Source organism: Kiritimatiellia bacterium (assembly GCA_018001225.1).
GTDB lineage: Bacteria > Verrucomicrobiota > Kiritimatiellia > CAIQIC01 > JAGNIJ01 > JAGNIJ01.
Map to the genome: position 1 here is coordinate 49,723 of JAGNIJ010000020.1, position 17,925 is coordinate 67,647.

13 protein-coding genes are annotated in these 17,925 nt (G+C 67.6%); 5 read left to right on the plus strand and 8 right to left on the minus strand.

The window, feature by feature from the left end:
* Positions 1-62 precede the first annotated feature (62 nt).
* The 5 genes from KA248_08355 to KA248_08375 all read right to left on the minus strand — a co-directional run bounded on the left by KA248_08355 (position 63) and on the right by KA248_08375 (position 6,086).
* A complete protein-coding gene (locus KA248_08355; GenBank protein ID MBP7829914.1) occupies positions 63-620 on the minus strand; it encodes a hypothetical protein in 558 nt (185 codons plus the stop codon).
* A complete protein-coding gene (ade, locus tag KA248_08360) occupies positions 617-2,335 on the minus strand; it encodes an adenine deaminase (GenBank protein ID MBP7829915.1) in 1,719 nt (572 codons plus the stop codon). Before ade ends, KA248_08355 begins: the two co-directional genes overlap by 4 nt.
* An 81-nt stretch (positions 2,336-2,416) precedes the next feature.
* Positions 2,417-4,741, minus strand: coding sequence for a molybdopterin-dependent oxidoreductase (locus KA248_08365; GenBank protein ID MBP7829916.1), 2,325 nt, complete (start codon positions 4,739-4,741; stop codon positions 2,417-2,419).
* Positions 4,742-4,761: 20 nt separating this feature from the next.
* Complete coding sequence (locus KA248_08370) at positions 4,762-5,244, minus strand: (2Fe-2S)-binding protein (GenBank protein MBP7829917.1); 483 nt, start codon at positions 5,242-5,244, stop codon at positions 4,762-4,764.
* On the minus strand, positions 5,241-6,086 hold the full coding sequence (locus KA248_08375) for an FAD binding domain-containing protein (GenBank protein MBP7829918.1): 846 nt from the start codon (positions 6,084-6,086) through the stop codon (positions 5,241-5,243). Before KA248_08375 ends, KA248_08370 begins: the two co-directional genes overlap by 4 nt.
* A 175-nt stretch (positions 6,087-6,261) precedes the next feature.
* Between KA248_08375 and KA248_08380 the strand changes: the two genes are divergently transcribed.
* The 3 genes from KA248_08380 to KA248_08390 all read left to right on the plus strand — a co-directional run bounded on the left by KA248_08380 (position 6,262) and on the right by KA248_08390 (position 9,657).
* A complete protein-coding gene (locus tag KA248_08380) occupies positions 6,262-7,443 on the plus strand; it encodes a glycosyltransferase family 4 protein (protein MBP7829919.1) in 1,182 nt (393 codons plus the stop codon).
* A gap of 354 nt (positions 7,444-7,797) precedes the next feature.
* Positions 7,798-8,877, plus strand: coding sequence for a glycosyltransferase family 4 protein (locus KA248_08385; GenBank protein ID MBP7829920.1), 1,080 nt, complete (start codon positions 7,798-7,800; stop codon positions 8,875-8,877).
* Between the two features lie 126 nt (positions 8,878-9,003).
* Positions 9,004-9,657 (plus strand): arginine N-succinyltransferase, encoded by a 654-nt coding sequence (locus KA248_08390; protein MBP7829921.1) that lies wholly within the window; start codon positions 9,004-9,006, stop codon positions 9,655-9,657.
* On the opposite strand, the gene KA248_08395 is transcribed toward KA248_08390, so the two are convergent.
* The 3 genes from KA248_08395 to KA248_08405 are packed head-to-tail and all read right to left on the minus strand — an operon-like array spanning position 9,641 to position 16,100.
* Complete coding sequence (locus tag KA248_08395) at positions 9,641-11,194, minus strand: methyltransferase (GenBank protein ID MBP7829922.1); 1,554 nt, start codon at positions 11,192-11,194, stop codon at positions 9,641-9,643. The genes KA248_08390 and KA248_08395 overlap by 17 nt on opposite strands.
* On the minus strand, positions 11,191-13,230 hold the full coding sequence (locus tag KA248_08400) for a glycoside hydrolase family 127 protein (GenBank protein MBP7829923.1): 2,040 nt from the start codon (positions 13,228-13,230) through the stop codon (positions 11,191-11,193). The genes KA248_08395 and KA248_08400 overlap by 4 nt, the downstream gene beginning before the upstream one ends.
* 26 nt (positions 13,231-13,256) lie before the next feature.
* Positions 13,257-16,100, minus strand: a complete 2,844-nt coding sequence (locus KA248_08405; protein ID MBP7829924.1) for a hypothetical protein — start codon at positions 16,098-16,100, stop codon at positions 13,257-13,259.
* Positions 16,101-16,239: 139 nt separating this feature from the next.
* Here KA248_08405 and KA248_08410 point away from each other — a divergent pair, with 139 nt between their 5' ends.
* Both KA248_08410 and KA248_08415 read left to right on the plus strand, forming a co-directional pair.
* A complete protein-coding gene (locus KA248_08410; GenBank protein ID MBP7829925.1) occupies positions 16,240-16,548 on the plus strand; it encodes a DUF4282 domain-containing protein in 309 nt (102 codons plus the stop codon).
* Between the two features lie 10 nt (positions 16,549-16,558).
* A complete protein-coding gene (locus tag KA248_08415; GenBank protein MBP7829926.1) occupies positions 16,559-17,485 on the plus strand; it encodes a hypothetical protein in 927 nt (308 codons plus the stop codon).
* Positions 17,486-17,925 lie beyond the last annotated feature (440 nt).

Here is a 17,925-nt window from a genome sequence, read left to right on the forward strand (position 1 = left end):
GGCCGGAACGGCGTCCAGCGCAGGCCGAAGCCCTTGACCCACGGGGCGTCGCCGACATCCCGCTAGCCGTACACGTCGTCGAACGACCAGATGAATATCTGCACGTGTTTCAGCGGCCCGCCGCGCAGGGCGTTGGTCGGGCTGGTGAGCCACTGCCCCATGAAGGAAAGCCGGGTCACGTTGGCTGTTGAGTTGCGGAAGAAGAACTCGACGTGCACCACCGACATCGTGCCCGGCGCGGTCGGCCACGGCGAACCCTCGTTCCAGTTGGTGGCGACGTAGGAGGTATACTCGCTCTGGTTGAACGACGGGATGCCGACGCTCACCCCGCACTGGTACGGCGCCGCGGGCTGGCCCAGGTAATCCAGCGAAGGGGTCGGGTTCCACGCCGCCCGCGCCGTGAGGCGGGTGGACTCCTTGAACGAGGTCGCGTAATGGATTTCCGCCAGATCGGGCCCGCTCGTGAAGCGGCCGAGTTCCAACGCGGATGCCTCGCCGTTGACGTCCCAGGTGAACGTTTCGCCCGCGGCCACGGTGGTCACGGCGCGCACCGGGACCAGGCCCAGCCGCAGGAACAGCGCGCCCGCCATCCACCACCGGCCTGGCCAAGACCACGTCATGCCACGAACAGCGGCACCGGCTGAAATTTCGTGACGTCCACCAGGCCCTTGTCCGTGAGCTTGAGTTCCGGGATGACCGGCAGGGCGAGGAAGGACATGGTCATGACGGGATCGGGCAGCGTGCAGCCCAGCCCGCGCGCGGCCGCGGCCATGGCCTCGATCCGGTCGCGCACTTCTTCCAGCGGCAGGTCGGACATCAGGCCCGCGATCGGCAGGGGGACGGCGGCCAGGACCTGCTCGTTGTTCACGACCGCCTGCCCGCCGCGCAGGCGCGCGACTTCCTTGACCGCGGCCATCATGTCCCGGTCCGTCGCGCCGACGACGACAATATTGTGCGAGTCGTGCGCGACGCTGGAGGCGATGGCCCCGCTCTTCATGCCGAACCCGCGCACGAAGCCGATGCCCACGTGGCCCGAGGCCAGGTGCCGCTCGATCACGGCGATCTTGAGCAGGTCGCGCGCCGGGTCGGCGACGAGAGCTCCATCCGCCACGGAAGCTTCTTCCTCGAGGAGCTTGGTGACGATCTGGTCGGGCACGAGACCGATGACCCGGACGCGCGGGCGGTCCGCCTTGCCCCCGGGAACCGGTACGCGCAAGTCGAGGCCGTGCCACTGTACGTTGACGCTGCTGCGGAGGCGGTGCGCCTTGGCCTTTGCACGAGGCGCCAGCAGCGACTGGTTCTCGGCGACCTTCTGGCCCGCCTGGTAGACCTGCGCGACGCGGAACGACTCGAAATCGTCGAGCACCACGAGGTCCGCCCAGTAGCCCGGGGCGACGGCGCCGAGTTTCTTGAGCCCGAAGTAACGCGCCGGGTGGAGCGTGCCCATCCGGACGGCCGTGACGGGATCCATGCCCTTCTGGATGGCGCGGTGCACGAGCCAGTTGATGCTGCCCTCGCGGAGGAGGTCGGCCGGGTGCCGGTCGTCCGTGCAGAAGCTGCAGTTGATGGCGGCGGCCGGCGTCACCAGCGGCAGCAGGGCGTCGAGGTTCCGCGCCGTCGTGCCGTCGCGGATGAAGATATGCATGCCCATCTGCCGCTTCTCGCGGGCCTCCTCCAGCGTCGTGCACTCGTGGTCCGAGCCGATGCCGGCGACGATGTACGCGGCGAGATCCTTGCCGGACAGGCCGGGGGCGTGGCCGTCGATCGGGTGTCCCTCGGCGGCCGCCAGCTTGGCCAGCACGTCGGGCGCGCGGAAGATGACGCCGGGGTAGTTCATCATCTCGGCCAGGCCGATGACCCGCTTGTGCCGGAAGAGGAGCTGGATATCCTCCGCCGTCAGCCGGGCGCCGGAGGTCTCCATGTCCGTCGCCGGCACGCAGGAGGGGACCATGACGAACACGCGCAGGGGCAGGCCCTCGCTGGTCTCGATCATGTACCGGACGCCGTCGAGCCCCAGCACGTTGGCGATTTCGTGGGGGTCGGTGATCACCGCCGTCACGCCGCGCGGAACGACCGCGCGCGCGAACTCGGGCACGGTGACCATGCTGCTCTCGATGTGGACGTGCGCGTCGATGAAGCCCGGGCACAGGAGCCGGCCTTGCAGGTCGACGGTCTCGCGGGCATCGTACTTCCCGAAGCCGATAACATGGCCCTTGAAGATCGCGACGTCGGCTGGATGGATCTCGTTGGAGAAGACGTTGACGACCCGCGCGTTTTTCAGCAGCAGGTCCGCGGGGGTTTCCCCGCGCGCGGCCGCGATCATGTCTGCATTCATGAACCACCCCATCCGAAGAGGGTGGCGCGGGCCTCCGGCCCGCGATTCACGGGCGGGACGCCCGTGCCACTCTCGAAATTGCTATCCCAACTGCTGCATCCCCTTCCAAATTTTTTCCGGCGTGAACGGCGCCTCGCGCAGGCGGACACCCACGGCGTTGAAGATCGCGTTGGCAATGGCCGGGCACGGTCCGTTGATGCCGATCTCGGACACGCTCTTCGCGCCGAACGGGCCGGTTTTCTCGTAGGTCGGAACCAGGATCGTCACCATCTCGGGCTTGTCCCGCATGGAGTAGATCTTGTAGTGCAGGAACGAGTCGTTGGTCATTTTGCCAGCGTCGTTGAACAGGTACTGCTCGGTCAGCGCGTAGCAGATGCCGTTCATGACGGCGCCCTCGACCTGGCCCTCGGCCAGCTTCGGGTGGATCGCCGTGCCGCAGTCGGTCGCCGCGACGTACTTCACCACGCGAACGAGCCCGGTCTCGGTGTCCACCTCGACCTCGGCGAAGTGCGCCGCGAAGGGCGGCGGGGACTTGTGGCTGATGTGCGAGGAGATCGCCGCGATCTGGAACTGGTTCGCCGCGTACAGCGAGTGCAGGGCGACGTCCTGGAACGTCACCGATCCGCTGCCGTCCTTCGCGAAGACCTGCGCGTCGCGGACTTCCAGGTCGGCGGGCTTCTTCTCCATGATCTCCGCCGCAACGCCGAGGATCTGCTTCTTGATCTTCAGCCCCGCGTCGAGGACGGCGTTGCCGGTGAGATAGGTCGTGCTGGAGGCGTACGCGCCGACGTCGAACGGGGTCATGTCCGTGTCGGACGAGTACACGAGGATCTTGTCGCTCGTCGTGCCGATGGCCTCGGCGGCGATCTGGGCCAGGACGGTGTCGCTGCCGGTGCCGAGGTCCGTCGCGCCCATCAGCAGGTTGAACGAGCCGTCCTCGTTCATCTTGATCGAGGCGGCGCCCATGTCGATCTCGGGGATGCTGGAGCCCTGCATCAGGCAGCACATGCCGATGCCGCGACGGTAGCGGCCCTTCTTCTTGCGCCAGTCGCCGCGCTTCTTCCAGCCGATCGCCTTGGCGCCGAGCTTGATGCACTTGTCCAAGCCGCAGCTCCCGATCGCCTGCTCCACGCCCGCCTTGCCCTCGCCGAGGGCGGCAAACACGGGCGAGGTCTCGCCGGAGCGGATGTGGTGGTTCGCGCGCAGGACCAGCGGGTCCACGCCGAGCTGCTCGGCGAGCTCGTCCATGGCGCTCTCGACGGCGAAGGCCGCCTGGGTCGCGCCGTAGCCGCGGTACGCGCCGCCGACGGGCAGGTTGGTGTAGACCGCCGTGCCGGTAAAGTGGACATTCGGGGAGCGATAGAGCGGCAGCACCTTGCTCCCGCTGTTGCAGACCACGGTCAAGGCGTGCGAGCCGTACGCGCCGGTGTTGGAGATGCAGTCAAGGCCCACGGCGGTCAGCGTCCCCTCGGGGTCGGCCGCCAGGCGCACGCGGATCCGCTCCGGGTGCCGGGTACGGCTGCTGACAAATTCCTCCTCGCGGGTATAGAAAAGCAGCACCGGCCGGCGCGAGCGCCAGGCCAGCATGCCGACGACGTCCTCGAGCAGGACCTCCTGCTTGGCGCCGAACCCGCCGCCGATGCGCGGCTTGATGACGCGCACCTGCTGGACGGGAATGTCCATCGTCTGCGCGGCGATGCGCCGCGCGTGGAACGGCACCTGGGTGCTCGTCCGGATCACCAGCCGCCCCTCGGCGTCCACGTGGGCCATCGTCACGTGCGGCTCGATGGGGCAGTGCTGGGCCATGTGGATGTAGTAGGAGTGGTCCAGCTTGTACGGCGCGCCGGCCATGGCCTGCTCCACGTGGCCGACGTCCATGCCGACCCGCGCCGCGATGTTCTTCTTCGGCTCGTACGGCACGGGGATCACGGCGCGGGCCTCGGGCTCGTCGTGGATCACCGGGCTGCCCTCCTTCAGGGCGGCCTCGATGGACAGGACGGGCTCCAGCAATTCGTATTCGACCTTGATCGCCTTCAGGGCGGCCTCGGCGAGCTCGGGGGTCTCGGCGGCTACCGCGGCGACGCGGTCGCCGACGTAGCGGACCTTGCGGTCGAACATGAACGTGTCGTACGGCGACGGCTCGGGGTAGCCCTGGCCGGCCGTCGTGTGGGCGATGCGCGGCACGTTGCCGTGGTAGAGCACGCAGTGCACGCCCGGCATCTTCTCCGCGGCGCTGATGTCGATGCTCTTGATGATCGCGTGCGCGTGCGGGCTCCAGAGGAGCTTCGCGTACAGCGCGTCCGCCGGCTTGAAGTCGGCCACGAACAGCGGCTTGCCCAGCGCCAGCGGCAGCGCGTCGAGCTTCTTCACCGGCTGGTTGACTACCTTGAAGTTCTTTTTCGCCATGGTCGTTCTCCCGGATACCGTCAGGCCTGCGCCGGCTTGTTCGCGTCCCGCACGTTCCGCAGCGCTGTCCAGATTTTTTCATAACCCGTGCAGCGGCAGAGATTTCCGTCCGTGTGGACCCGGATATCCTCGTCGCCGGCGGCGGGGTTTTCCTCGAACATCGCCTTGGCGGACATGACGAGGCCGGGCGTGCAGTAGCCGCACTGGACCGCTCCCGCGTCCACCAGTGCCTGCTGAATGGGGTGGACGTTTCCAAAATCGCCCACGCCCTCGATGGTCACGACGTTCCGGCCGTGGACCAGGAAGGCCGGCATGATGCAGGACAGCGCCGCGCGGCCGTCCACGTTGACCGTGCACGCGCCGCAGGTGCCCTCGTCGCAGCCCTCCTTGGTTCCCGTCAGCCCCGACCGTCGCAGCAGTTTGACCAGCAGCTCTCCGGGGGCGATCTCGAAATCCCTCTTCTTGCCGTTCAGCGTGAAGGTGATGGTCTTGGGGTTGCTCATGTTGCCTGCTCCTTCGCCTGGTTCCAGGCCTCCACCAGCACATCGCCCAGCGTAACCGCCGCCAGGCGCCCGATGTACTCGGCGGACATGCCCTCGGCTTCCTTGAATCTCAAGGCCGACAGCCCGTTCAGCGCGGCCTCGCGCAGAAGGCCTTCCGACGCTTTCTTTCCCGCGAGCGCGGCTTCCACTCCCGGGCAGCGCGCGGGGAACGGCACCGCGGCGCTCACCGCCGCGCGGGCGGAGCGGACGCTCGCGCCATCCAGCTGCAGGCAGGCCGCCGCCGTCGCCAGGCTGAAACCCGTCGCCGTCTGCCGCACCTTTTTGTAGCCGAAGCCCGCGCCCTCGCCGAGGGCGGGCACGCGGACCTGCGTGAGCAGGTCGCCGCCCCGGAACAGGCGGGCGGGCTGGGAGGAGAAGAACTCGTCGGCCGGCATTTCCCTTTCCTGCACGCCCCGGATCACCAGCGTCGCGCCCAGCGCCAGCAGGGGGGCCGGGAAGTCGGACCAGGGGAACACGCGGCAGATATTGCCGCCGAGCGTCGATTCGTTGCGGATTTGCTGGGAGGAGAGCGTCAGGGCCACGCGGTCGAGAACCCAGCCGGGCTCGCGGTGCTTCTGGAGCGTCGCCACGCGGGTGGCCGCGCCGACGCGGAAGACACCGCCGTCGCGCCGGATGCCGTCCAGACCGAGCCGGTTCAGATCCACCGCGGTCATCGGCTGGTCCTCGGGGATGAACACCAGCGAGGTCGCCCCGGCCACGGGGAGCGCCGCGGGGCCGAGGTCCCGGAGCGCGGCCAGGGCTTCGTCCAGTCGCGTGGGTATTTTGAAATCGGTTATCTTCACGCTGTGTCCTCCGAGTGTCTGTTCCGTCAAGGGCGGCCGGTCATCGACCGGTGGCGCTGTAATTCCAGCCTGTTCTTATACCCCAGCCGGTTTGCCCGTGTCATCAGAAAACGCCACCGGATTGCGGTTTGCACCCTGCCCGGTCTTTCTCTACAGTCCCCCCCGAGGCAATCCCATGGCGCGCGCGGAACGCATAGCGGTGATCAGCCCGCGGTTCTCCGAGACCGGGACCGTCGGCGGCGCGGAGACCCTGCTTAAACGGCTCGCCGAACTGGCCGCGGCCGACGGGCGGCGCGTCTCGATCCTGACCACCTGCGCGACCAACCATTTCACGTGGGAGAACGCGGTCCCGCCGGGCGCCAGGACGGTGGGCGGCCTCGAGGTCCGGTTCTTCCCCGTGGACGCGGACCGCGACGTCGCCGCCTTCCTGCGCGTCCAGAAGACGATCGGCCAGCGCGGCCCGCTGGAGATCGAGGACGAGCGCCTCTGGATACGGAACTCCGTCAACAGCCGAGCCCTGATCGAACACCTGCACGAGCGGGGCGGCGAGTACGACCGCATCCTGGCCGGCCCCTATCTCTTTGGCCTGTCTTTTGTTGCGGCGCAGGTCTATCCGCGGAAAACCCTTCTTGTGCCCTGTCTCCACGACGAGCCGTTCGCCTATCTCGAAATCATGAAGGAGTTGTTCGGCGCCGTTTCCGGCTTCGCCTTCAACACCGAGCCGGAGCGGGCCCTCGCTCGGAGCCTGTTTGAACTCCCGCCGGAAAAGTGCGCCGTGGTCGGGATGGACATCGAGCCGTTCGAGGCCGATCCCTCGGCCTTCGCGCGGGCCCGGGGGCTGGACCGTCCCTACGTGCTCTATTGCGGCCGGCGCGAGGGCGGCAAGGGGACGCCCCTGCTCTGCGAGTACATGCAGGCCTTCCGCGAGCGCACCGGCGAGGACGTGCGGTTGGTGTTCACCGGCAGCGGGCCCATCGAGGCGCCCGCGGAATTGCAGCCGTTCATTCTCGACGCCGGCTTCGTGTCCGAACGGGAGAAACACGAGGCCATGGCGGGCGCGCTGGCGTTCATCCATCCGTCGGTGAACGAAAGCCTGGGTATCGTGCTGCTGGAGTCCTGGCTGGCCCGCGTGCCGGCGCTGGTCCACGCGGGCGGCGAGGTCTTGCGCTGGCAGTGCCGGAGGTGCAACGGCGGACTCTGGTTCCGGCACTATCCCGACTTCGAGCAGGAACTGCTCCTGCTCCTGCGCCGGCCGGAACTCCGCCGGAAGATGGGCGCCGCCGGGCGGGAGTATGTCCTCCGCGAATACTCGCGGGCGGCGATCCAGGAGCGGCTGTTCGCGGCACTGGACCGTTGATCCATAGTATCCCCCCAGCGCACCCCCTCATCCCCTCCAAACTCGCGGTCGCTATTTATAAAATGTGATCAAGCATTGGTGGGCATGCCGGCAGGAAAAACGTCCTTCACTCTTTTCTCGGTTATATCGTAACATTCTCATATATATAATATTACGACTCGGCGCACCCCTACGTTCATCGCCCGTTTATTACTGTCACATTTTATAAATAGTGACAGGTGGATTCGCGGCTTGGGCAAAGTAAAGGAGGATCGGTTGGCTTCGTTTTCCCGCGGGCCGCTTCACGCCGGGAGGGGGGGCGGACCGGGCCCGCGTTTGCATCGCAGCCGCCGACTGTGTTATATCCAAATCCCCATGAGGCGCGCCATACATCAACTCGTCGCCGGCTTCAGTCACGGGGACGCGATCAGCAACGAGGCGCTCGTCCTGCGCGGGATCTTCCGAGCCTGGGGCCATGAGTCGGAGATCTTCTGCGAGGCGCGACGCATCCTGCCCGAGCTGCGGGGCGAGGCGCGGGACATCGCCGGCGCGAAAGAGGCCTTCCGGCCGGACGACGTCGCCTTTCTCCACCTCTCTATCGGCTCGCCGGTCAACGACCTCTTCGCCGAACTCCCCTGCCGCAAGGCGATCCTCTACCACAACATCACGCCACCCGAATACTTTCGCGGCATCCAGGAGCAGATCGCGCACAACCTCGCCAAGGGCCGCGAACAGGCCCGGCGCCTCGCCGGCGCGGCGCAGGTCGTCCTCGCGGACAGCCGCTTCAACGCCGACGAGCTCGAAGCCTGGGGGTTCGGCCCGGCCGGCGTGCTGCCCCTCGTCCTCGACCTCGCGCGCCTGCGCGACCCGGCGGACCGCGCCGTGCTCAAGGAATACGACGACGGCATGGTCAACGTCCTCTTCGTCGGGCGCTGCGTGCCCAACAAGCGTATCGAGGACTGCCTCGCGGCCTTCCACTATTTCCAGCGCTACGTCGAGCCCGCCTCGCGTTTCATCCACGCCGGTTCGTTCGCGGGCGTGGAGCACTACCACGCGATGCTGCTGACCATGATGCGCGACCTGCGGCTCCAGAATGTCGAGTTGATCGGATCCGTCCGGCAGGACGAGTTGAACGCCTGCTACAAGTCAGCGGACCTGTTCCTCTGCATGAGCGAACACGAGGGGTTCTGCATCCCGCTGATCGAGAGCCTTGTGCATGACGTGCCCGTGCTCGCCTACGCCGCGGCCGCCGTGCCGGGCACGCTCGACGGCGCGGGCGTGCTGTTCCGCGAAAAGCAGTTCGACCTCGCCGCCGAGATGATGGGCCGGCTGGCCCGCGACGAGGCCCTGCGCGGGGCCGTGCTGAAAGGCCAGCGCGAGCGTCTGGCGCGGTTCGAGGCGCGCGACCTGGCCGCGGAATTGCGCACGCACTTGGCACCGCTGCTGGACCGTTGATCCTTCCGGAGCGCCTGTAGCTCCGGCGCTCTGCCGCCGAAGCACATCGGGCGATTTCCGCCGACAGAGCGGCGGAACTACAGCGGAAATCATGCCCCGTTGTAACCCGCGGGGATTTGGACTACCATGCGCTCCATGACAGAATCTGTTTCCAAGCGCCGCTTCGGATGCCTGCACGTCTTCCTTTTCGTACTGGCGGCCGTGGCGCTGACCGCCGTCATCAGCTTTTTCGTCTTCCGCGCCGTTTATTTCCCGTCGGCCTTCAAGCCGGTCACCCTCAACGCGCGCGAGGAGAAGGCGCTCGAGGCCAAGCTGGAACGGCTGGATTTCACGGCGAACAACGCCCCCGCGGCGCCGGAGCCCGAGCCGTACAGCGAGGAAGGCGCGGAACGCACGATCCGCCTCACCGAAAAAGAGCTCAACGCCCTGCTCGATCGAAACACCGACCTGGCGGGCAAGCTGGCCATCGACCTCTCGGAAAACCTCGTGAGCGCCAAACTGCTGATCCCGCTGGACGAGGACTTCCCCGTGTTCGGCGGACGTACCCTGCGGGTCCGGGCGGGCTTGAAGGTGCGGCTCTCCGGCGAAAAGCCGGAAGTCGTGTTCCAGGGCTTGAGCATCATGGGCATCCCGCTGCCGGCCGCGTGGCTCGGGGGAATGAAGGACGTCAACCTGCTGAACGAAACCGGCGGGGACCAGGGATTCTGGAAGACCTTCGCGGGCGGGATCGAAGACCTCCGCGTCGAGGACGGCCAAGTCCGCATCAAGCTGAAGAAGTAGCGGCCGGGCTCCGCCCGATCTTCCGGTACACTTCCAGCCGGCCGTCGAACCCACCCAGGTCCACCGTTTGCCGGGATTGCAGTTGGAGGGAAGTTCCCTCGGGCCCGAGGCGCAACGGGTTGACGAAAACAAGCCGGCCGCCGGGCTTCAACGCCCGCGCGGCGACGCGGAAGAAGTCCCCGAAGAATCCGCGCATGTCCGGGATGCGTATCCGTCGGCCCATGGGCGGGTTCGTGATGATGAGCGTGACGCTCCCCGGGCCCAGCCACTCGACCTCCGAAGATTCGCGGAAGTCGCAACAGGTGAACCGCGCGGGAATGGACTCCAATTTCGCCGCGGCAAAATTATCCCGGGCGATGGCCAAGGCCTCCAGGCTCATATCCGTCCCGTACACCTGCCGCACGCCGCCCCGCAGCGCCCGCTCGATCAATTCCAGCCCCGAGCCGCAGAAGGGATCCCAGACGATCTCCCCCTCGGCCCGGCCCGCCAGGCGCGCCAGGCACGCCGCCAGCGGCGGGTGCGACGCGGCGGCCACGTCGGCCCGGCGATAGAAAAACCGCGGATCGGGCGCCAGCCGCGGCCGCAACTCCACGGAGCGGCCGCGCCCGTGCGGGTGGATATCCACCGCCCACGGGGCGCCCCGGGGGTCGTTCAGGATTTCCGGGCACAGCGCATAGGCCCGGTTCGCCACGAGCCGCACCGCCCCCCGCTGGTGGCCCCTGGAAACAAACTCCAGGCGGTAACGCGGCGCGCCGTCCGTGAAAGCGTCAAACAACCTCCGTGCCATGGGCGACGCGATGGCCGACGCCAGCGCCTCGACGTCGTCCGCGGGAGCGGCGCCCAGGACGAAGTTGACGGTACTGAAACAGCGCAGCGCGTACAGGTCGGCCAGGGAAAACGGCGCCGAAGGCGTGATCGCCACCAGGCCGCGCCGAAGTTCGATGCCGCGAAATCGGCCGGCCGCCACCAGTCGCTCTGCGGCTTCGTCCCGGACGATCTCTTCCAGCCCGCGCCGGCAGCGCAGGTGGATTCGCAATCCCTCGAACCGGGAAAATAGGTGATCCATTCGGATGGTACTGGGGCCTTGCCGGCGCGCGACGCGGGCCCTGACCTTCTGCTCGGTCTGCGGGAGCAAACCCCGGGCCGCCTTCACGGCCTCCAGCGTGGCCCGCCCGCCGATTTTATCCAGCGACCGGCCCAGGTATTTCCGCTCGCGGTCGCCTTCCGCCGTCCGTAGCAGCGCGAGCAGTTCCGCCTCCTCGCCCGGCCCGGCGCCGAGTTTGGGCAGGGCGGTCATGGCGTAGCGGCGTATCTTCTCGTGCGGGTCGCGCAGCAGTCCCGCCAGCCATGATCGTACTTCGGCCCGCTGCGCCGCCGTGCCGGACGACGCAAACGCGGCGCCCACGGCGCGAATCACCGCCACCCGGGCCATCCGCTCCCGGGGCGAAGCGCTGTTGAACCGCGGCACCTCGTCCGCCCACAACCGGTCGCGCGGCAGGCCGCGCAGTTGCCGGTAGAGCTCCTTGTCGGATTTCATGACGCGGGGAAAATCGCGATCCGGAGTTGCGTGCAGCCGTACGGGACCAGCGTGATCCATTCCACCTTCCGCGACGCGTGGGCCAGCGTACCCGCCGCCGGCAGCGGCGGCGTCATCAGGAAATCGCCGCGCCGCGTGCCGTGCCACTTGTCGCGCAGCACCGTCAGGCGGCGCGCGCGCCAGCCGGGGACGCGGACGGCGGGGACGCGCAGCGCGACCGGCGGCTCGGCCCACGGATTTTCCAAACATTGGAAAAATTTCCCGGATTTTTTCCAATCATTGGAAATTTTTTGGCGATTTTTTCCAATCATTGGAAAAATCACCTCCATGTTTTTCCAATGTTTGGAAACTTTCGGCAGGGCGTAATTCCAGGGGCCCGCGGGCCGGAGATTCCACGCCGGGAACTCGTCGCTGGACCGCTTGTCCCGCCGGTCGCGCCGGCGGCGGGCCGGGATGGGCAGGGCGAAGAGCAGCGGTCCGCGCCGCACGCAGACCCCGCCGCCGGGCTGGCGCTCGAGCCGGACGTCCATCGGCAGTTCCAGTTCCAGCCGGTCGCCGTCGCGGAACGTCCGCCGCACCTCGACGAACGTCCCGCGCTTCAGCGCGCCCGCGAAAGGCGCCCCGTTGATTTGCAGCCGCGCGCGGCGGCACCAGCCGGGGACACGGAGGGACAGGGAAAAAAGCGCGGGCCGGGGTGTGCGGACGGCGAAGCCGATCTTCTCTCCGAATGGATAATCTGTTTCCTCGGAAATGGTTACGCCGCGGAACGTGACGACCGAGGGCCCATAGAACGTCGCGGCGAGGCCGCGGCCGGGCCGCTCCATCCACATCCTCGCGGCGAAATTCGGGCCGATGCGCGTCACGTTGCCCGGGCAGCACTCGGTGGCCGGGTTGGGCCGGTAGGACTTGTGGGCCCAGCCGAACCCGTGCTCGTGGTGATTGGCACTCGCGTCGGCGACGACCTGGTTGGGGCTGGAGAAATACTGGAGGGCCTTGAAGTCCGGCAGCGTCGCGCCGGGCGCGGCGTTGAAGACGGTGTTCTCGATCCAGTCGGCGTACGAGGCGTCGCCGGTGGCCATGAGGAGGTAGCCCAGGCTCCAGGCGGCGTCGGCGATGACACAGGTCTCGTGGCCCGCGTGCGCGGCGCGGCCGTGGAGGTGCTCGGTTGAACTCGGCACGCCGTCGGGCAGGACGTGATCGCGGGCGAGCTTGCGCCAGGCGTTGAGCGAGGCGCGCAGGGCCCTTTGGTTGCCCGTGTGCAGGAAGAGAATGGCGGGCAGCTTCGAGATCTCGCAGTAGTTCACGCCATGGTCCCGCGCGGGCGCGCGGGAGAGCATGTTCCGAAGGCCGGCGGCCGCCGAGGGGTGCCGGCGATTGAAGCCGGCGAGCGTTTTCCGGGCGAGGTCCAGCAGGCGAGGGTTTCCGGTCCGGCCGTACACCCAGAGCATGATTTCGACGTTGCACACGTTGCGCCAGACGTGAAAGGCCTCCGTGCTGGAAAGATAGTGCCGCGTCAGCTTGCGCAGGACCGCGGACTGCTTCGCGGCGGGCGTTCCGCCCATGACCGCGCGAAAGAGCACGGCATGCGGCCAGCGCTCACATCTCCCCTCTTTTGTGTTCTTTTTTAGAACAGCAGGGCCGAGATATCCATCGGCATCAGGGCGATCAAGAACATGATCGAGTTGGCGGAAGGCCTTGCGCAGCAGTTCGTTGTCGCCCAGCAAAGCGCCGAGGCGGGCCATGCCGTCGATCCAATAAGCGGTCTGCTCGTAGGGCCACCAGGAACGGAGGGCCCGGCCGTCCCGGCGAATGGGATCGTCCCGCCAGCCCCGGGTGTCGAACGGGTAGCCCGCGTGATCGAGGTGGCCAGTCAGGCCGTCGCGCTGGCGCTCGAGCCAGCGGCGAAGCCAGCCGGACGGACGAATCGAGGCAAGATCGAGTTCCCGGAAAATGCCGAAATAGCGGACGTGTTTTCCGGCCCGCGGGGATACGGCTCGCGGGGACGCTCGCCCTCCAGGAGTTGAAGTGTTCTTCATGGAAAGGCGAGGATTCCCGCGAGCGGTCAGAACCCGTCCATGAACAACAGCGCGCGCTGGGCGGGGGCGGTGACGGTGTAGGTCTGGTCGCCCTCGCGGACGCTGGTGTTCGGCATGCCTTTCAGGTCCAGTCCGATGCCGTCGCTGATGAGCCGCCACCGGCCGTGCGGGAAGGGCACTTCGAAGGAGATGGGCTTGTCCCCGGCGTTGAGCAGCACGATGAAGCCCGAGCCGTCGTGCCGCTTCGGCGCGTTGACGATGTAGCCGAGCGCGCGGGGGTCGTCCGGCATGATCCAGCGGTAGTAGCCCGCCGGGGGCCGGCTGGTGACCCGGAACGCGGCGCCCTCGGGGCTCCTCCGCAGCTGCATGAGGCCCTGGTAGTAGGCCAGCGTCTCGGCGGCCATCGGCCGGTCGCGGTCCGTCCAGCGCACGGCATTGACGTCGTCGCCCCGGTCGAACGTGTTACTGATGCCGCGCTTGCTGCGGAGGAATTCCTGGCCCGCGTTGATCATGGGGATGCCGAGCGAGGTGAAGACCACGGTCGCCCCCAGGCGATTGGCGGCGACGTCGCGCTCCTCGAGGTTCCGGCCGTCCTTGTCCGGGCGGCTGCTGAACTCGTCCACGAGGGCCATGTCGTCGTGGCTTTCGATGTAGTTGACGCTCTGCATCGGGTGGGCGGCCCAGGTGTCCACGGAGCCGAGGATTTTTTTCTGGAGCCAGTCGCGGTTGTGGCGGCCGAGGGCGAAATCCTTGGCGGCGTAGCGGAACTCGTTGTTCCAGGCGGCCCACTCCGAGCCGCGGAGTTGGTACTTGTTCTCGCCGCGCAGGCTCCACGGCTCGCTGATGAGGAGGACGTTCGGGTTCACCCGGCGGGCGGCCTCGGCGATGGCGTACATGGTGTCCATGTCGATGAGCTCGGCGAGGTCGAGCCGGAACCCGTCGACGTGGTGCTCCTTCATCCAGTAGACGATGTTGTCGACGATGAAGCGCCGGACCATCGGGTTCTCGGTGCGGACGTCGTTGCCGCACTTGCTGTAGTTGCTGTACTCGAAGTCCGGGTCCAGCCGGAAGTAGTACTTCTTGTCGATCAGCGCGAAGAGGTTCGGGTAGCCGACGTGGTTGTAGACAAGGTCGAGGATCACGGCCATGCCCTGGTTGTGCAGGTCGTTGACCATCTGCTTGAACTCGTAGTACTGCGAGCCCGTCAGGGGCGCGCGGCCGTAGGAGGCCTCGGGCGCGAAGAAGTAGACCGTGCTGTAGCCCCAGCTGTAATCGCGCGTGCCGTTGTTGAATTCGTTCGGCGGCATGAACTCTATCGCGTTGATGCCAAGTGAGTTAAGATGATCCACCCCGGTTCCCAGCCCCGCGGTCGCGGGGATGCCGGCGAAGGTGGCGGCGAGGTCCCGGGGCACGCCCGAAGACGGGTGCATGGTCAGGTCGCGGACGTGGGCCTCGTAGATCAGCAGGTCCTGCGGGTCGGGCGTTTTCCAGTGCTGGTCCGTCCAGCCGCCGAACCACTGGTTGGTGGCGTCGGGATCGATGACGATGGCGTTGTTCTCCGCGTGCGCGACGGCGCGGGCGTACGGGTCGCCGACGTTGGCCCAGACGTTGAAGCCCTCGCCGTTGCCCATCGGCCCGTCCACGTTGTAGGAGTAGTAGCGGCCGACGTCGAGGCCGAGCAGGGAGATTTCCCAGACGCCGTCCTCGGGGTCCATCCACATCGGGTAGCGCTCCGCGGGATCGAGGCGCTTGTACTGGGGCTTGTGCACTTCGAAGGCCGGGCCTTCGTAGAGATTCAGGAAGACGCGCGCGGCGCGCGGCGCGAACAGGCGGTACGTCGTGCACCCGCGCTCGCGGTCCAGGATGGCGCCCAGGGGCTTCTCGGAGACAAACGTGTCGAACACGCCGCCGGGCGTCAGGAGCCGCCAGGCCGGCCGCGGCCCCGCTCCCTCGACGATCACGGCGGTGGTTTTCGTCAGGTCGACCGGGTTCTCCGCCACGATCCGCAGCCTGGCGCCGCCGAGGAGGGAGGGATCCACCCGCAGGTTCTCGATGCCGTTGACATCGGTGACGGCGTTCGGGGCGCCCTCGGGCGGGGATACCCATTCTTTTTCGTTGATCACGAACCGGAACAGCAGGTCGGCCTCGCCGGCGGGCAGGCGCAGGCCGTCGAGCTGCGTGGTCATCTCCCGTGTCCCCGCCGAGGTTGGCTTCAGGACCCACCGGTTGTTGGCCCCGCCGCTGCCGTCCCACCAGGTGAAGTTGCCGGCGACGACGACCTTGTCCGAGCGGGCGAGCTTGCGGCCGTAGGCCTTCTCGTCGAACACGAAGGTGATGGTGGGGCCGGAGATGAAGTAGCCCTGCAGGCTGCCCTTCTCGGGGGTCGTGACCAGGGACCATTCCTTCACGGGGTTGCCGTCCGAGAGGCGGACGGCCAGGGCCGGGTTCTCCGGCAGCTCGTCGCGGAACCGCACGCGGATCTCGCGGCGCCCCTCCACGGTGGCGTCGAAGATCGCGTCCGACTGTTTCTCCATGACGCCTTCGCCGTTCAGGAACAGCGTGCGGTCGCCGCCCTTCTCCCACTCGCCGTTGACGATGAACTTGAAGTTGTACTGCCCGTACCGGCCGGGCAGGACGCGCGAGTCGAGGCTCCACACGCCGCCCTTGAGCTGAAGGGGGTGGCGCCGGGCCCACTGGTCCCACGAGCCGCAGACCTCGACCAAGCGCGCCGCGGGGTTCTGGTAGCGCAGCCAGGGGGTCGGCGGATCGCCGGGGACATAGGTGAAATCCGGGCGCAACGGGGGCGGCTCCGCGGCCAGGACGCCCGCCGCGAGCAGCACCACCGCCACCCAGCCTGTTCTGTTCGCCATCCGGTTTTCTCCGCCTGCTATCGCGGCATGTAAGCACACGCGCCGGATCGAATCAAGCCGTCAGGCCCGGTCCTTGCGGGGGCCTCTCGACTGGTCTATAGTGCCCGTGGCCCTGGGGGCCCAACAGAAGGAGAACATCATGGAACAGAAGAGTTTTTTCGAGGTGCTTTTTGACCTGTCGTTCACGGAATTCGTGACAACCCGGCTGATCAAGGTGGTGTTCGTGCTCGGTATTATTTTTTCAGCCGTCGCGGGACTGCAGCGGATCGTCTGGGCGTTTCGCTTCAACGGCTTCGGCGGCGGCCTTTGGTCCCTCGTGATCACACCGATCCTGTTCATCGCGGCCGTGCTGCTCCTCCGCATCTGGTGCGAGATGGTGATCGCCATTTTCCGCATCGCGGAAAACACCGGCCGGCTGGCCGAGGGTTCGAAGCCGAAGGCGGACTAGCCGGCGGCCCATGAGAGGGATCCCGGCGATAGGCCTCGTGTTCCTGGCCGGGGCGGCCGCGCTTCGGGCCCAGGAAGCGGCGCCGCCGCGGATCGTACATGCGGGGCTGCTCGAGGCGAAGCAACTGGAGGAGGTCAGCGGGTTGGCGGCCTCGCGGCGGCGGCCCGACATTCTCTGGGGGCTCACGGACAGCGCGAATCCGCCCGATTTGTACGCCGCGGGATTGGACGGCTCTCACAAGGCCGTCTTCGCCGTCGTCGGCGTCACGAACCGCGACTGGGAGGATATCGACGCCTTCGACTGGAACGGCCAGCCGTGCCTGCTGATCGCGGACACGGGTGACAACGAGGCCGTGCACCCCGATAGCGCCCTGCACATCGTCGGCGAGCCGGCCGTCCCGCCCGGCCTCGCGGCCGTCCGGGGCGCGATCCCCGTGCTCCACACGATCCGTTTCGTCTACGAGGACGGTCCGCGCGACGTGGAGGCCGTCGCCGTGGATTCCGGCGAAGGCGCCATCTACCTGCTCTCGAAGCGCGACCATCCGCCGGTGCTGTATTCGCTGCCGCTGGAGGACGCGGCCACGGGGGGCGTGCGCACCGCCCGGCGCGTCGCGACGGTGCCGCATATCCCGCGGCCCACCGCGGAGGACCTGTCGGAGGACCGGCAAAACGGCCGGTTCCGCTCGCAGGTCACGGCGATGGATTTCGCGCCCGACGGCTCGGCCGCCTCCGTGCTGACGTACAAGAACGCCTACCGCTTCCCGCGCGCCCCCGGGGAAAGCTGGGCGGACGCTTTCCGCCGCCCGCCCGAAACGATCCGCCTCCCCCGGATGCGCCAGGCCGAGTCGCTCTGCTACACGGCGGACGGCAAGGCGATCTACATCACCAGCGAGCAACGCCCCTGCCCGCTCCTCCGCCTGGAGTGGGCGGAGCCATAGCGCCGGAGGTGCCCCTTCCGCGCCGGCCTGATCCTTCCGAACCCTGGCCCGGACCGTGCCCCCGGCTCGTTCCCGAGCCGCGGGCGCCAGGCTCTCTGCCGGATTCATGCCGCTGGCTGCACGGGCCTCGATGCGACGCGGCGATATGGTGGGACTACATCGATGCTGGGCCGATACTCTGGCGCCATGCCCGGATCCAGTTTCTTCGCTGAACGATCCGGCCGCCGCCGGAGGCCGGCGAATCTGAATCGGGCGCCAGAAGGCGCACCATGAGCAACAGGCCCTTTTTTACGCCGCCTGCGCACCCGGCGGCCTCATACCAAATCCGGGTGAATGCGGGTAGATTTCGGGCTCGCAGGAGCTCGCCCCTCCATGATTCCTGCCACTGGAGGGCGGAGCTCTGCGACGCCGTTCGTACCGCCTCTCACCCGTACCTGGTA

Coding starts and splice junctions, on each gene's coding strand:
- KA248_08355 (MBP7829914.1), bottom strand. CDS start 620: ATGACGTGGTCTTGGCCAGGCCGGTGGTGGATGGCGGGCGCGCTGTTC.
- ade (MBP7829915.1), bottom strand. CDS start 2,335: ATGAATGCAGACATGATCGCGGCCGCGCGCGGGGAAACCCCCGCGGAC.
- KA248_08365 (MBP7829916.1), bottom strand. CDS start 4,741: ATGGCGAAAAAGAACTTCAAGGTAGTCAACCAGCCGGTGAAGAAGCTC.
- KA248_08370 (MBP7829917.1), bottom strand. CDS start 5,244: ATGAGCAACCCCAAGACCATCACCTTCACGCTGAACGGCAAGAAGAGG.
- KA248_08380 (MBP7829919.1), top strand. CDS start 6,262: ATGGCGCGCGCGGAACGCATAGCGGTGATCAGCCCGCGGTTCTCCGAG.
- KA248_08385 (MBP7829920.1), top strand. CDS start 7,798: ATGAGGCGCGCCATACATCAACTCGTCGCCGGCTTCAGTCACGGGGAC.
- KA248_08390 (MBP7829921.1), top strand. CDS start 9,004: ATGCGCTCCATGACAGAATCTGTTTCCAAGCGCCGCTTCGGATGCCTG.
- KA248_08395 (MBP7829922.1), bottom strand. CDS start 11,194: ATGAAATCCGACAAGGAGCTCTACCGGCAACTGCGCGGCCTGCCGCGC.
- KA248_08400 (MBP7829923.1), bottom strand. CDS start 13,230: ATGAAGAACACTTCAACTCCTGGAGGGCGAGCGTCCCCGCGAGCCGTA.
- KA248_08405 (MBP7829924.1), bottom strand. CDS start 16,100: ATGGCGAACAGAACAGGCTGGGTGGCGGTGGTGCTGCTCGCGGCGGGC.
- KA248_08410 (MBP7829925.1), top strand. CDS start 16,240: ATGGAACAGAAGAGTTTTTTCGAGGTGCTTTTTGACCTGTCGTTCACG.
- KA248_08415 (MBP7829926.1), top strand. CDS start 16,559: ATGAGAGGGATCCCGGCGATAGGCCTCGTGTTCCTGGCCGGGGCGGCC.